Annotated in this window: 15 protein-coding genes; 7 read left to right on the top strand and 8 right to left on the bottom strand. The window is 58.8% G+C overall.

What is annotated here, in order from left to right; translation table 11 throughout:
• Nucleotides 1-246: 246 nt before the first annotated feature.
• The 3 genes from ahpF to ACYSTU_RS14785 all read right to left on the bottom strand — a co-directional run bounded on the left by ahpF (nt 247) and on the right by ACYSTU_RS14785 (nt 3,573).
• Nucleotides 247-1,809: an alkyl hydroperoxide reductase subunit F gene (gene ahpF, locus ACYSTU_RS14795; RefSeq protein ID WP_122698166.1), complete on the bottom strand. Its 1,563-nt coding sequence runs from the start codon at nt 1,807-1,809 to the stop codon at nt 247-249.
• Between the two features lie 124 nt (nt 1,810-1,933).
• The gene (gene ahpC / locus ACYSTU_RS14790; RefSeq protein WP_016774916.1) at nt 1,934-2,497 is read right to left on the bottom strand and encodes an alkyl hydroperoxide reductase subunit C; all 564 of its coding nucleotides are present in this window, start codon (nt 2,495-2,497) and stop codon (nt 1,934-1,936) included.
• Between the two features lie 137 nt (nt 2,498-2,634).
• The gene (locus ACYSTU_RS14785; protein ID WP_498999618.1) at nt 2,635-3,573 is read right to left on the bottom strand and encodes a site-specific integrase; all 939 of its coding nucleotides are present in this window, start codon (nt 3,571-3,573) and stop codon (nt 2,635-2,637) included.
• A gap of 177 nt (nt 3,574-3,750) precedes the next feature.
• Between ACYSTU_RS14785 and ACYSTU_RS14780 the strand changes: the two genes are divergently transcribed.
• Complete coding sequence (locus ACYSTU_RS14780) at nt 3,751-4,767, top strand: DNA-binding protein (protein WP_498999615.1); 1,017 nt, start codon at nt 3,751-3,753, stop codon at nt 4,765-4,767.
• Here the strand turns inward: ACYSTU_RS14780 and gorA are convergent.
• A complete protein-coding gene (gene gorA / locus ACYSTU_RS14775) occupies nt 4,764-6,122 on the bottom strand; it encodes a glutathione-disulfide reductase (protein ID WP_498999612.1) in 1,359 nt (452 codons plus the stop codon). The two genes, ACYSTU_RS14780 and gorA, sit on opposite strands and share 4 nt — an antisense overlap.
• A 129-nt stretch (nt 6,123-6,251) precedes the next feature.
• Nucleotides 6,252-7,091 carry a UTP--glucose-1-phosphate uridylyltransferase GalU gene (galU, locus tag ACYSTU_RS14770; RefSeq protein WP_024013124.1) on the bottom strand — a complete coding sequence of 280 codons (840 nt, stop codon included), beginning with the start codon at nt 7,089-7,091 and terminating at the stop codon, nt 6,252-6,254.
• A gap of 258 nt (nt 7,092-7,349) precedes the next feature.
• Here galU and ACYSTU_RS14765 point away from each other — a divergent pair, with 258 nt between their 5' ends.
• On the top strand, nt 7,350-7,535 hold the full coding sequence (locus tag ACYSTU_RS14765; protein WP_016774922.1) for a hypothetical protein: 186 nt from the start codon (nt 7,350-7,352) through the stop codon (nt 7,533-7,535).
• 141 nt (nt 7,536-7,676) lie between these two features.
• Nucleotides 7,677-7,964, top strand: coding sequence for a hypothetical protein (locus ACYSTU_RS14760; protein WP_071172599.1), 288 nt, complete (start codon nt 7,677-7,679; stop codon nt 7,962-7,964).
• Nucleotides 7,965-7,967: 3 nt separating this feature from the next.
• Here the strand turns inward: ACYSTU_RS14760 and ACYSTU_RS14755 are convergent, their stop codons facing one another.
• Nucleotides 7,968-8,198, bottom strand: coding sequence for a hypothetical protein (locus ACYSTU_RS14755; RefSeq protein WP_016774924.1), 231 nt, complete (start codon nt 8,196-8,198; stop codon nt 7,968-7,970).
• A 72-nt stretch (nt 8,199-8,270) separates the two neighbouring features.
• Nucleotides 8,271-8,627 carry a hypothetical protein gene (locus tag ACYSTU_RS14750; protein ID WP_016774925.1) on the bottom strand — a complete coding sequence of 119 codons (357 nt, stop codon included), beginning with the start codon at nt 8,625-8,627 and terminating at the stop codon, nt 8,271-8,273.
• Between the two features lie 211 nt (nt 8,628-8,838).
• Here ACYSTU_RS14750 and ACYSTU_RS14745 point away from each other — a divergent pair, with 211 nt between their 5' ends.
• From ACYSTU_RS14745 to ada, 4 genes are all read left to right on the top strand, one after another.
• Nucleotides 8,839-9,141 carry a DUF1883 domain-containing protein gene (locus ACYSTU_RS14745; RefSeq protein WP_007912251.1) on the top strand — a complete coding sequence of 101 codons (303 nt, stop codon included), beginning with the start codon at nt 8,839-8,841 and terminating at the stop codon, nt 9,139-9,141.
• Between the two features lie 28 nt (nt 9,142-9,169).
• On the top strand, nt 9,170-9,340 hold the full coding sequence (locus tag ACYSTU_RS14740; RefSeq protein ID WP_016774926.1) for a hypothetical protein: 171 nt from the start codon (nt 9,170-9,172) through the stop codon (nt 9,338-9,340).
• Between the two features lie 7 nt (nt 9,341-9,347).
• Nucleotides 9,348-10,019, top strand: a complete 672-nt coding sequence (gene alkB / locus ACYSTU_RS14735) for a DNA oxidative demethylase AlkB (RefSeq protein ID WP_498999603.1) — start codon at nt 9,348-9,350, stop codon at nt 10,017-10,019.
• Between the two features lie 80 nt (nt 10,020-10,099).
• Nucleotides 10,100-11,161, top strand: coding sequence for a bifunctional DNA-binding transcriptional regulator/O6-methylguanine-DNA methyltransferase Ada (ada, locus tag ACYSTU_RS14730; RefSeq protein ID WP_498999601.1), 1,062 nt, complete (start codon nt 10,100-10,102; stop codon nt 11,159-11,161).
• On the opposite strand, the gene acuI is transcribed toward ada, so the two are convergent.
• Nucleotides 11,151-12,134: an acrylyl-CoA reductase (NADPH) gene (gene acuI / locus ACYSTU_RS14725; protein WP_136492566.1), complete on the bottom strand. Its 984-nt coding sequence runs from the start codon at nt 12,132-12,134 to the stop codon at nt 11,151-11,153. The genes ada and acuI overlap by 11 nt on opposite strands.
• Nucleotides 12,135-12,236 lie beyond the last annotated feature (102 nt).

The raw sequence follows: 12,236 nt of genomic DNA, 5'->3' as shown, positions 1-12,236 counted from the left end.
AAAGCCCCGCACCCTAGCCCTCTCCCATAGGGAGAGGGGACTGATTGCGGGATGTTGGAGAATTACGCCGACTTGAACGATTGGCGGTGAATCCATAATCGACCGGCTCTCTCAGGTCGATGGATGACTTCAGACACCTCGGTCGGCTCCCTCTCCCTCGGGAGAGGGTTGGGGTGAGGGGTGGCTTTCCACGAGCAATAAAAAACCCATGATCGCTCATGGGTTTTTTCGTTTTCGACCTAGCAGTTACGCCGGGGCCGAAGTCCGGATCAAGTGATCGAACGCACTCAGCGAAGCCTTGGCGCCCTCGCCCACTGCGATCACGATCTGCTTGTACGGCACAGTCGTCACGTCACCCGCTGCAAAGATCCCCGCAATCGAAGTCTCGCCACGGTTATCGACAATGATCTCGCCACGCGGCGACAGCTCGATGGTGCCCTTCAGCCAATCGGTGTTCGGTAGCAGACCGATCTGCACGAAGATGCCTTCCAGCTCAACCGTGCGCAGCTCATCTGTGGTGCGATCCTTGTAACGCAGACCGTTGACCTTCTCGCCATTGCCGGTGACTTCAGTGGTTAGCGCACTGGTGATCACCGTGACGTTCGGCAGGCTGTGCAGCTTGCGCTGCAACACGGCATCGGCACGCAGTTGCACGTCGAACTCCAGCAGCGTTACGTGCGACACAATACCGGCCAGATCGATAGCCGCTTCAACGCCGGAGTTACCGCCGCCGATCACCGCCACGCGCTTGCCTTTGAACAACGGGCCGTCGCAGTGCGGGCAGTATGCCACGCCTTTGTTGCGGTATTCCTGCTCACCCGGAACATTCATTTCGCGCCAGCGTGCGCCGGTCGCCAGGATCACGCTCTTGGCTTTCAGAGTTGCGCCACTGGCGAAGTGTACTTCGTGCAACTCGCCATTCTTGCCCGGGATCAGCTTGTCGGCGCGTTGCAGGTTCATGATGTCGACGTCGTACTGCTTGACGTGTTCTTCCAGCGCCGTGGCCAGTTTCGGCCCTTCGGTTTCCTGCACGGAAATGAAGTTCTCGATGGCCATGGTATCGAGCACCTGACCGCCGAAACGCTCAGCCGCGACACCAGTGCGGATGCCTTTACGTGCGGCATAAATAGCCGCCGAAGCACCGGCCGGGCCACCGCCGACGACCAGCACGTCAAAGGCTTCTTTGGCGCTGATCTTCTCGGCCTGACGCACGATGGCGCCGGTGTCCAGTTTGGCGAGGATTTCTTCCAGGCCCATGCGGCCCTGGCCGAAGTTTTCGCCGTTGAGGTAGATGCTCGGCACGGCCATGATCTTGCGATCGTTGACTTCGTCCTGGAACAGCGCGCCGTCGATGGCGACGTGGCGGATGTTCGGGTTGAGCACGGCCATCAGGTTCAGCGCCTGTACGACGTCCGGGCAGTTCTGGCAAGACAGCGAGAAGTAAGTCTCGAAGCTGAACTCGCCTTTGAGCGAGCGAATCTGCTCGATGACTTCAACGCTGGCCTTCGACGGGTGGCCGCCGACTTGCAGCAGGGCCAGCACCAGCGAGGTGAATTCGTGGCCCATCGGAATACCGGCGAAACGCAGGCTGATGTCGGCTCCGGGGCGATTGATCGAGAACGATGGCTTGCGGGCATCGTCACCGCTGTCGATCAGGGTAATTTGGCTCGAAAGACTGGCAACATCTTTCAGCAGGTCCAGCATTTCACGGGATTTCGCACCGTCGTCGAGGGATGCAACGATCTCGATCGGTTGGGTGACCCGTTCCAGGTACGATTTCAACTGGGCTTTAAGATTGGCGTCCAACATACGGGCGATTTCCTTTATTTGAGGCGAAAAAAAGCCCGAGCGAATCTCGCCCGGGCATTTTTATTGGGCGGTGCAGCTAACTTAAGAAGGTGCGGCGTGCCGCCCTGCGTCGCATGTCACAGACTTAGATCTTGCCGACCAGGTCCAGCGACGGAGCCAGAGTGGCCTCGCCTTCTTTCCACTTGGCCGGGCAAACTTCGCCTGGGTGTGCAGCGACGTACTGAGCAGCCTTGATTTTGCGCAGCAGCTCGGAAGCGTCACGGCCAACGCCGCCATCGTTCAGTTCAACGATTTTGATCTGGCCTTCAGGGTTGATCACGAAGGTGCCACGGTCAGCCAGACCAGCTTCTTCGATCAGCACGTCGAAGTTGCGCGAGATGACGTGGGTCGGGTCGCCGATCATGGTGTATTCGATTTTGCCGATGGCTGGCGAAGTGTTGTGCCAGGCAGCGTGAGCAAAGTGGGTGTCGGTCGAAACGCTGTAGATTTCCACGCCCAGCTTCTTGAACTCAGCGTAGTTGTCGGCCAGGTCTTCCAGCTCGGTTGGGCAAACGAAAGTGAAGTCGGCTGGGTAGAAGAACACTACGGACCACTTGCCTTTCAAGTCAGCATCCGAGACTTGAACGAAGTCGCCGTTTTTGAACGCGGTAGCTTTGAACGGTTTTACTTGGCTGTTGATGATAGGCATCGATGACTCTCCGTCAGGGGTTATGAAGTTGATGGGTGAATCCTACCCACTCACTCGACGGAAGGCTCATTGGCAAACCTGATGCTGCTGATTTGTTTTCGCTATTAGCTGACTGTATTAATAGAAGAAAACGATTTCTACGCTTGATCCGGCTTATCCATAATCCGAGCCATTCCCTGGAATGGGCTTACCTCAACATAGCGCATGGCGGATTTCATGTCCTTCCAGCCAACGTAACTCATCAGTGATTTTAGATCCCAGCCGCTTTGATGCGCCCATGTGGCAAAGCCACGCCGCAGTGAATGGCTGGTGTAGTTGGCGGCGGCAATCCCGGCGCGCTGCAACGCCTGGCGCAGCAGCGGAATGATGCTGTTGGCGTGCAGGCCCTCCTCGCTCAGATTGCCCCACCGATCAATGCTGCGGAACACCGCGCCGCGAACCAGCGCAGCCTCTGTAATCCAATCGATATAGGCCTGCACTGGGCACAGCTTGAGCAGCGCCGGGGCCTGGTAGGTCTGCCCGAGGTTTTCCCGGTCGCCCTTGCTGCGCGGCAGATACAAAGTGATGCCCTTGCCAGCGCTCGCCTGCACATGCTCGATCTGCAGGCGGCACAACTCGTCACTGCGAAAGCCACGCCAGAAGCCCAGCAGAATCAGCGCGCGATCCCGATAAGCCTTGAGCAAGGTCGGGCGGTCCTGATCCTGGCGGGCGGTTTGCGCCTCCTGCTCCAAGCAATCGATCACTCGTTGCAGATCCTGCAGTTGCAACGGCTCAGCCTGTTTTTCCTGCGCCGGATGCAATGCGCGAATGCCCTTGAACACCTTGCGCACCACTGGCGCCTTCGTCGGATCGGCAAAGCCCTGACTGTTGTGCCACTGCGCCAGCGCCGACAGGCGCAATTTGAGGGTGTTGATCGACAGAACCCCGGCGTGCTCCACCAGATAGCGCGCAACGCTGTCGGCAGTAGCCGGGAGAAATCCGCCCCACGTCACCTCGAAATGCTCGATAGCCATGCGATAGCTGCGGCGAGTGTTGTCCCGGGTGGCGGCTTGCAGATATCGATCGACGTCACTCATGGGCAGTTTTCTCGCTTGTGTACGGGCTCACTCATGCCGATGCGCATTTTGCCGCCTGACATTGGGTAATACCAGTATATCCCGCGTGTTTTAATTCAAATATTTACCTATATTTTCAGCATGGTACACTGCGTACTTTAGTGGCATGTACCACAGTACGTAACCGTAGGAGTTCACATGGCCCGTGGCGGCATTACCAAAGCACTGGTGCAAATCGCGCGCACAGCGATCCTGGCTCGCGGCGAACACCCAAGCATCGATGCAGTACGCATTGAAATGGGCAACACCGGCTCGAAAACCACGATCCATCGCTACCTGAAAGAACTGGATGACGGCGCACAACCAGCAGAAGCGTCAGCCGAACCGATCGATGATGAGCTGACCGCCCTCGTCTCTCGCCTCGCCCAGCGCCTGAAAGAACAGGCGCAGGAGCCCATCGAGCAAGCCCGCGAACAGTTCGAAGAGCAACGCGAAGCACTGGAAACCGAGCTGAAACAGGTTCGCCAGGCGCTGGAAAAACTCGAGCACGATCACGACATTCAAGGCGCCGCACTGCAACGCGAATCTGAAGCGCTGAGCAACACCCGCTCGATGCTGCAAACCGAACAGACGCGCAATGCCGGCCTCAACCAGGCATTGGCCGATTTTGAATTGCGCTTGCAGGACAAGGACGAACAGATCCGCTCGCTGGAAGAAAAACACCTGCACGCCCGCGATGCGCTGGAGCATTACCGTAACGCCACCAAGGAACAGCGCGAGCAGGAACAGGCCCGCCACGAAGGGCAAATCCAGCAGATCCAGGCCGAACTGCGTCAAGCCCAGCAGAGTGCATTGGTGCGTCAGGATGAGATCACACAGTTGCACCGCGACAACGAACGCCTGCTTACCGAAAACCGTGGCACCCAGCGCGAGCTGAATCTGGTGCAGGATCAGCTCAAGCAGAGCAATCAGCGTCAGGATCAATTGCTCGAGCAGGCGACGCGCATGGACAGCGAGCGCACCCTCCTCCAGGAACGTCTGCGCGTCGCGACGCTGGAAAGTCAGGCACTCAAGCAGAGCGTCGACGAGCAGACGCAACTCAATCAGTCACTGGAAAAGGAATTGCTCAAGGCTCAGGCAAGCCTTGAGGAGAGTCAGCGTCTGGCGGCTGCCGTTGCGGCAGCGCCAGACTCGACCAAAGCGAAAGACGCTTAAGCGCTGACCGGCGTACGCATGGTGACGAACTCTTCGGCGGCCGTCGGGTGCACCCCGATGGTGTCGTCGAAGTCGCGCTTGGTCGCGCCGGCTTTCAAGGCGATCGCCAGACCTTGCACAATCTCGCCAGCGTCCGGGCCGACCATGTGGCAGCCAAGCACCTTGTCGGTCTTGGCATCGACTACCAGCTTCATCAGGGTTTTCTCCTGACAGTCAGTCAGGGTCAGCTTCATCGGCCGGAAGCGACTTTCGAAAATGACCACTTCGCGGCCACAATCGCGCGCTTCTTCTTCGCTCAAACCGACTGTGCCGATGTTCGGCAGGCTGAACACGGCGGTCGGAATCATCTTGTAGTCCACCGGGCGGTATTGCTCCGGCTTGAACAGACGCCGCGCCACGGCCATGCCTTCAGCGAGCGCGACCGGTGTCAGCTGCACGCGACCAATGACGTCGCCCAGCGCCAGAATCGACGGCTCGGTGGTTTGGTACTCGTCGTTGACTTTGATGAAGCCTTTGTCGTCCAGTTGCACATCGGTGTTTTCCAGGCCCAGATTGTCCAGCATCGGACGCCGGCCGGTGGCGTAGAACACGCAGTCGGCTTCGAGTACGCGACCATCCTTGAGCGTCGCCTTCAAGCTGCCGTCAGCTTCCTTGTCGATGCGAGCGATGTCGGCATTGAATTGCAGGTCAAGGCCGCGCTTGGTCAATTCTTCTTGCAGGTGCTTGCGCACCGACCCATCGAAACCACGCAGGAACAGATCGCCGCGATACAGCAGCGTGGTGTTGGCGCCGAGACCATGGAAAATCCCAGCAAACTCGACGGCGATATAACCGCCACCCACCACCAGCACACGCTTGGGCAGCTCTTTGAGGAAGAACGCCTCGTTCGAACCGATCGCGTGCTCGTGCCCCGGAATTTCGGGAATCTGCGGCCAGCCGCCAGTCGCGATCAGGATATTCTTGGCGGTGTAGCGTTCGCCGTTGACCTCAATCTCGTGCGGCCCGACGATTTTCGCGTGCGCCTCGTGCAGGGTCACACCGCTGTTGACCAACAGATTGCGATAAATGCCGTTGAGGCGATTGATCTCGCGATCCTTGTTGGCGATCAGCGTGGCCCAGTCGAAGTTGGCCTCGCCCAGGTTCCAGCCAAAACCGGACGCCTGCTCGAAGTCCTCGGCAAAGTGCGCGCCGTAGACCAGCAGCTTTTTCGGCACGCAACCGACGTTGACACAGGTGCCACCCAGGTAACGGCTCTCGGCCACCGCCACTTTCGCCCCGAAGCCGGCGGCAAACCGCGCAGCTCGCACACCGCCGGAACCGGCACCAATCACATAAAGGTCAAAATCGTAGGCCATTTCTATCTCCTCGGCAGGCCATCAGCATACCCGCAGTCATCCATTGGGCAAGCACTGCCATCCATATAAGGGCGGAAAATGAAAAAGCCACCCGGAGGTGGCTTTCTTTTGCAGACGAGGCAAACGCTATCAGTAAGCTTTGCCAGTCTTGTAGAAGTTTTCGAAGCAGAAGTTGGTCGCGTCGATGTAGCCTTCAGCGCCACCGCAGTCGAAACGCTTGCCCTTGAACTTGTAGGCCATCACGCAGCCGTTCTGGGCCTGCTTCATCAGGGCGTCGGTGATCTGGATTTCGCCGCCCTTGCCTGGCTCGGTCTGTTCGATCAGGTCGAAGATGTCCGGGGTCAGGATGTAGCGACCGATGATCGCCAGGTTCGACGGCGCGTCTTCCGGCTTAGGCTTCTCGACCATGCTGTGTACGCGGTAGATGTCATCGCGGATCATTTCGCCAGCGATTACGCCGTACTTGTTGGTTTCCTGCGGATCGACTTCCTGGATAGCGACGATCGAGCAGCGGAACTGCTTGTACAGCTTGACCATCTGGGTCAGCACGCCGTCGCCATCGATGTTGACGCACAGGTCGTCCGCCAGGACCACGGCGAACGGTTCGTCACCGATCAGCGGGCGGCCAGTCAGGATCGCGTGGCCCAGACCTTTCATTTCGGTCTGACGGGTGTAGGAGAACGAGCACTCGTCCAACAGCTTGCGGATGCCGACCAGGTACTTTTCCTTGTCGGTGCCCTTGATTTGGTTTTCCAGCTCGTAACTGATGTCGAAGTGGTCTTCCAGAGCACGCTTGCCACGGCCGGTGACGATGGAAATCTCAGTCAGGCCCGCGTCCAGTGCTTCTTCAACGCCGTACTGGATCAGTGGCTTGTTTACCACCGGCAGCATTTCTTTAGGCATGGCTTTGGTCGCTGGGAGGAAGCGAGTGCCGTAACCGGCTGCTGGAAACAAGCATTTCTTGATCATATAAGTCCTTGAAAAGGCTGTGTGTACGAGTTTCGGGGCAGTCTAATCAGGCGGCGTGCGCCTTACAATGCCCCGCGCTGGCTAACCGATGCCAACATAGAGAAATATTCGCGCGGATAGTTCCATCCGGGTATTTCAGCGGCGGAGTCAGCGTAGCTCAAGATCCGGGCAAACAGGATCACCATACGCTTATCAGCCCCCAATGCGAGCATTTGCCGCTATCATGGCGCCTTTGAACCACCGAACGAGAATGACCAGATGGCTGCGGTAAAAATCATCAACGGGTATGTGATCGACAAGAAAGACGGCAAGTGGACGCTGACCACCACCAATGGCGAACATATCGCCGGGCCTTTCGACAGCGAGCAGATGGCGACGGATGTAGCCTCGGTGTTCACCGATACACCTGCTTCTTCCAAGCGCCGTGGCAAAGATCAGGACTGATCCTGCCAGCACTTGCGCCAAGCCCTGCCAGAACGCAGGGCTTTTTTGTGCCTTGTTGGCAAACAAGTGGCCAATCGCTATAACCTTTTCATCGCGGCGCTGTCAGAGCATGCAGTCCCCCCACTTGAAGACCACGCAACCATGAACCTGAACAAACTGCAGCCGCTTCTCGCGGTATTGGTACTGAGCGGCTGTGCCACTTCGCAGCCCACCTATCTGAACAATGGCGAACAGGGTCTGAGCATCGACTGTTCCGGCGAAGCCAACTCCTGGGCCATGTGCTACGAAAAGGCCGATGCCTCCTGCGCTGGCACCGGTTATCGCATCGTCGGCACCGATGGCACGCCGGCGCCCAAGGAAGATGACAAAACCCTGGGCGTTGACGTTGGCAATTACAAGACCCGCAACGTCGTGGTCGTCTGCAAGTAAGCCTTACATGTGGATTTCGGCGAACTTGATCCCGAGGCCACGGACGACCTCGATCAGATCATCGAGCCGATTGAAGGACTCGACTTCGTCATTGTCATCCACCAAAAAGTAGCTGCGACCTGCACTCTTCTTGAAAAACACGATCCATTCACCGGGATTCGCCGGGTTCTGGATGACATGGGTGGCAGAGATAAGGCCCTCTGCGTGGCGCTCCCGCACGTGCTCTCGCTTCATCGCGACTCCATAAATGACAATGCCGCCACAGCAGGACTGTGACGGCATCGGGTGCTGATGTTCGCTAGTCTATCAGCCGGAAATACAGGCGTTCGCGGCTTTCTGTACATCGCGAGGGCGAACCGGCACGTTGGACATGCGCTCATGCAGCTTGATGCTGCTGCCGCCGGCGCGATCTTCGATATCAAACACGGCTGCCGGGCCTGAAGAAAGCTTGCCCGGGACGATGACTCGTACTCCGTCCTTCTGCGGCTGCACCTGCAACGCGCCGCGACTGTCAGCGAGCTTGTCGGTCAGGCATTGCGCATACTCCTGGGGCTTTTTGCCGGAGATCACGCTCATGGTTGGCAGTGTTTCATTGATTTCGGAAACATTTGCACAACCGGCCATCGCCAGAATCAACGGCACACACACCACACCCCACTTCATATGAATCCTCCGTTAAAGACCGTCCGACAGCACAAATGCCGCTTTTCTCCGGGGCCTTGTGCATTTAACCCGCCTGCCATGGCGAAGTTCTGTTCAAAATTTGTCAAAGCAACGCCCGACGGCCAGATAATAACCCGTGCGGGCTGATAAACTGCGCCCATCGACAAGCTATCGTTTTGATTTAGTAGAAAAAGCCCTTCTGGAGGCGCCCATGAAATTCATTCACCAGCGCGAGCACCTCAACGAAGACGACATCGTCGTCATCCAATGCTCGCAGATGTGCAACATCCGTTTGATGAACGACGCCAACTTCCGCAGCTTCAAAAACGGCGGCCGTCACACTTACCACGGTGGCGCGTTCGACACGTTTCCGGCACGCATCACCGCACCGAGCACCGGCTTCTGGAACATCACCATCGACACCGTCAACCGCCGCGCAATCAGCGTGACTCGCAAGCCGACGCTGACCCACTCGATCAAGATCATCCGTCGCTCCAGCACTAAACTGAGCTGAGACGCACAGCCTATTCTGAAAGGGAAACATGACCGTGGCGCAAAAAACCAAATACGTGATCAAGTACAAACTGGACGGTGAACAGCGTTTCGAATTCGCTGAACTGGAAACCGGCACTGACGAGGAAGCGAAAGCGGCGCTGAAGAAAATGCACGCTGACGAAGAACTCAGTGACATCAAGGTCAGCAAAGCGCTGTAACCGAATCATGCAACCGACCACGTTTGACCTGTTCGCCGACAACGAACCCGTACAGCAAGCCCGCGCCGAGCAGATCGGCGCACAATCGTGGGTGCTGCGCGGATTCGCCTTGCCGCAGGTCGAGCAACTGCTGACCGAGCTCGAAGCCATTCTTGCCGCCGCCCCGCTACGCCACATGGTCACGCCCGGCGGTTTCAGCATGTCGGTTGGCACCAGCAGCTGCGGGCAGTTGGGCTGGATCACTGATCGCAGCGGTTACCGCTATTCCAGCGTCGATCCTCTCAGCGGCTTGCCGTGGCCATCGATGCCGGCGGTGTTTGCCGATTTGGCCCACGAGGCGGCGAAACGCGCCGGCTTCCCGGGTTTTCAGGCCGACTCCTGCCTGATCAACCAATACGTCCCCGGCGCCAAGATGTCGCTGCATCAGGACAAGGACGAAAAGGGCTATGCCGCGCCCATCGTTTCGTTGTCGCTGGGGTTGCCGGCAATGTTTCTGTTCGGCGGTTTCGAACGCAGCGATAAAACCCGGCGCATCCCGCTGCTGCATGGCGACATGGTGGTCTGGGGCGGCGTGGACCGTCTGCGCTATCACGGCGTGCTGCCAATCAAACCCGGCCATCACCCGCTCTTGGGCGAACGGCGCATCAACATCACCTTCCGCGTTGCTGGCGATCAGTAAAAGTTTGACCGCAAGGCGCGGAGTGTCGCGGGTTACGATGCTGGTTAACCTGACTCAAACAGGTCAACGGATTCCCTCTCATGGACACGCTTTCGAAGACGATCAGAACTGAAGACGATCCACGCTGGGCCGCCGTGGTGGCGCGCGATCCGCGTGCGGACGGGCAGTTTGTCTACGCAGTAAAAACCACCGGCGTTTATTGCCGACCGAGCAGCCTTGCGCGTTTGCCGAAACCGCAGAACGTCATATTTTTCGAAACAGCCGAAATGGCCGAAGCAGCGGGATACCGGGCAAGCAAACGCGCCAGCAAGGACCAGAATGACGCGCAGCACGCGGCGATCATCGCAGCGGCCTGCCGGCAGATCGAAGCGTCCGAGACATTGCCCGCGCTCGACAGCCTCGCCGCCGGCGCAGGCCTTAGCCCTTTCCATTTTCATCGAGTATTCAAAGCCGCGACCGGCCTGACGCCCAAGGCTTACGCCATGGCGCATCGTTCACGCAAGCTGCGTGCGCGCCTGGCCGACGGCGGCTCGGTGACCGACGCGCTGTATGACGCCGGATTCAATTCCAACAGCCGTTTCTACGAATCAGCCGATCAACTGCTCGGCATGACACCCACCGATTACCGCGCCGCCGGGCAGAACAACGACATCCGCTTTGCCGTTGGCCAATGCTCGCTTGGGGCGATTCTGGTGGCGCAAAGCGACCGTGGGATCTGCGCGATTCTGCTCGGCGACGATCCGCATCAACTGGTCTGCAACCTGCAGGATCAGTTTCGCAACGCCAACCTGATCGGCGCCGACCACGAATTTGAACAGTTGATCGCCAGCGTCGTCGGCTTTGTCGAAGCGCCCGCGACGGGCCTGAACTTGCCGCTGGATATACGCGGCACGGCGTTTCAGGAGCGCGTCTGGCAGGCGCTGCGGGAGATTCCCGCAGGCCGCACCGCCAGTTATGCCGAAATCGCGCAACGCATTGGCGCGCCGACTTCGATGCGTGCCGTGGCCCAGGCTTGCGGGGCCAACCGCCTGGCGGTGGCGATTCCCTGCCACCGCGTGGTACGCAGCGATGGCAACCTTTCCGGCTACCGCTGGGGCGTCGAGCGCAAACGCCAACTGCTTGAGCGCGAACTCAACGATTGACGTCGACCACCACCCTGCCCCGCAGTTGCCCGGCGAGCAGTTTGGGCGCAGCCTCAAGGGCTTCACTCAAACTGATTTCCTGACTGATCAATTGCAGTAATGAGATATCCAGATCCTTGGCCAGCCGGCCCCAGGCCTCGATACGGCGCGCCTTGGGCTGGGTCACGCTGTTGATTCCAGCCAGCGTCACGCCGCGCAGAATGAACGGCGCTACCGAGGCCGGAAAGTCCATGCCTTGCGCCAACCCGCATGCCGCAACCACGCCTTCCGAACGCGTGCTGGCGCAAGCGTTGGCCAAAGTATGGCTGCCGACCGAATCGACCACCGCCGCCCAACGCTCCTTCGCCAATGGCTTGCCCGGTTCGGACAAGGTGGCGCGATCGATGATTTCGGCAGCGCCCAATTGCTCCAGATATTCATGCTCGGACACGCGGCCGGTGGATGCCACCACGCGGTATCCCAACTTGCTGAGCAAGGCGATGGCAAAGCTGCCGACCCCGCCGTTGGCGCCAGTGACCAACACTTCACCGTGATCCGGCGTCACGCCATGGCGCTCCAGCGCCAGAATGCACAGCATCGCCGTGTAGCCGGCGGTGCCGATGGCCATGGCTTGCGCCGGGGTGAAAGCTTCGGGCAGTGGAATCAGCCAGTCACCGTTGAGCCGGGCCTTTTGCGCCAGTCCGCCCCAGTGGCTTTCACCGACGCCCCAACCGTTGAGCAGCACCCGATCGCCCGCCTTGAAATCAGCATGGGAACTGGACTCGACAGTCCCCGCCAGATCGATCCCCGGCACCATGGGAAACTTGCGTACTACCGGGCTGCTGCCGGTGATCGCCAGGCCGTCTTTGAAATTCAGGGTGCTGTACGCGACGTTCACGCTGACATTGCCTTCGGGCAGTTGCTGCTCATCGATTTGCTGAAGATTGGCGCGATAACCGCTGTCGTCTTTGTCGATCAGGATGGCGTTGAACATGACGGCCTCTCGAAAATGATTTGAAACAAGCATGCCTTGAAATAGCACATCGCAACACATTGCCACACTCGACTTTCGCCAAGCCACCCGCACCGACGCTGA

Source organism: Pseudomonas glycinis (assembly GCF_054871425.1).
The sequence above is the reverse complement of the archived record's forward strand: the minus strand, read 5'-3'. Positions and strand labels throughout refer to the sequence as shown.

Coding starts and splice junctions, on each gene's coding strand:
- ahpF (WP_122698166.1), bottom strand. CDS start 1,809: ATGTTGGACGCCAATCTTAAAGCCCAGTTGAAATCGTACCTGGAACGG.
- ahpC (WP_016774916.1), bottom strand. CDS start 2,497: ATGCCTATCATCAACAGCCAAGTAAAACCGTTCAAAGCTACCGCGTTC.
- ACYSTU_RS14785 (WP_498999618.1), bottom strand. CDS start 3,573: ATGAGTGACGTCGATCGATATCTGCAAGCCGCCACCCGGGACAACACT.
- ACYSTU_RS14780 (WP_498999615.1), top strand. CDS start 3,751: ATGGCCCGTGGCGGCATTACCAAAGCACTGGTGCAAATCGCGCGCACA.
- gorA (WP_498999612.1), bottom strand. CDS start 6,122: ATGGCCTACGATTTTGACCTTTATGTGATTGGTGCCGGTTCCGGCGGT.
- galU (WP_024013124.1), bottom strand. CDS start 7,091: ATGATCAAGAAATGCTTGTTTCCAGCAGCCGGTTACGGCACTCGCTTC.
- ACYSTU_RS14765 (WP_016774922.1), top strand. CDS start 7,350: ATGGCTGCGGTAAAAATCATCAACGGGTATGTGATCGACAAGAAAGAC.
- ACYSTU_RS14760 (WP_071172599.1), top strand. CDS start 7,677: ATGAACCTGAACAAACTGCAGCCGCTTCTCGCGGTATTGGTACTGAGC.
- ACYSTU_RS14755 (WP_016774924.1), bottom strand. CDS start 8,198: ATGAAGCGAGAGCACGTGCGGGAGCGCCACGCAGAGGGCCTTATCTCT.
- ACYSTU_RS14750 (WP_016774925.1), bottom strand. CDS start 8,627: ATGAAGTGGGGTGTGGTGTGTGTGCCGTTGATTCTGGCGATGGCCGGT.
- ACYSTU_RS14745 (WP_007912251.1), top strand. CDS start 8,839: ATGAAATTCATTCACCAGCGCGAGCACCTCAACGAAGACGACATCGTC.
- ACYSTU_RS14740 (WP_016774926.1), top strand. CDS start 9,170: ATGACCGTGGCGCAAAAAACCAAATACGTGATCAAGTACAAACTGGAC.
- alkB (WP_498999603.1), top strand. CDS start 9,348: ATGCAACCGACCACGTTTGACCTGTTCGCCGACAACGAACCCGTACAG.
- ada (WP_498999601.1), top strand. CDS start 10,100: ATGGACACGCTTTCGAAGACGATCAGAACTGAAGACGATCCACGCTGG.
- acuI (WP_136492566.1), bottom strand. CDS start 12,134: ATGTTCAACGCCATCCTGATCGACAAAGACGACAGCGGTTATCGCGCC.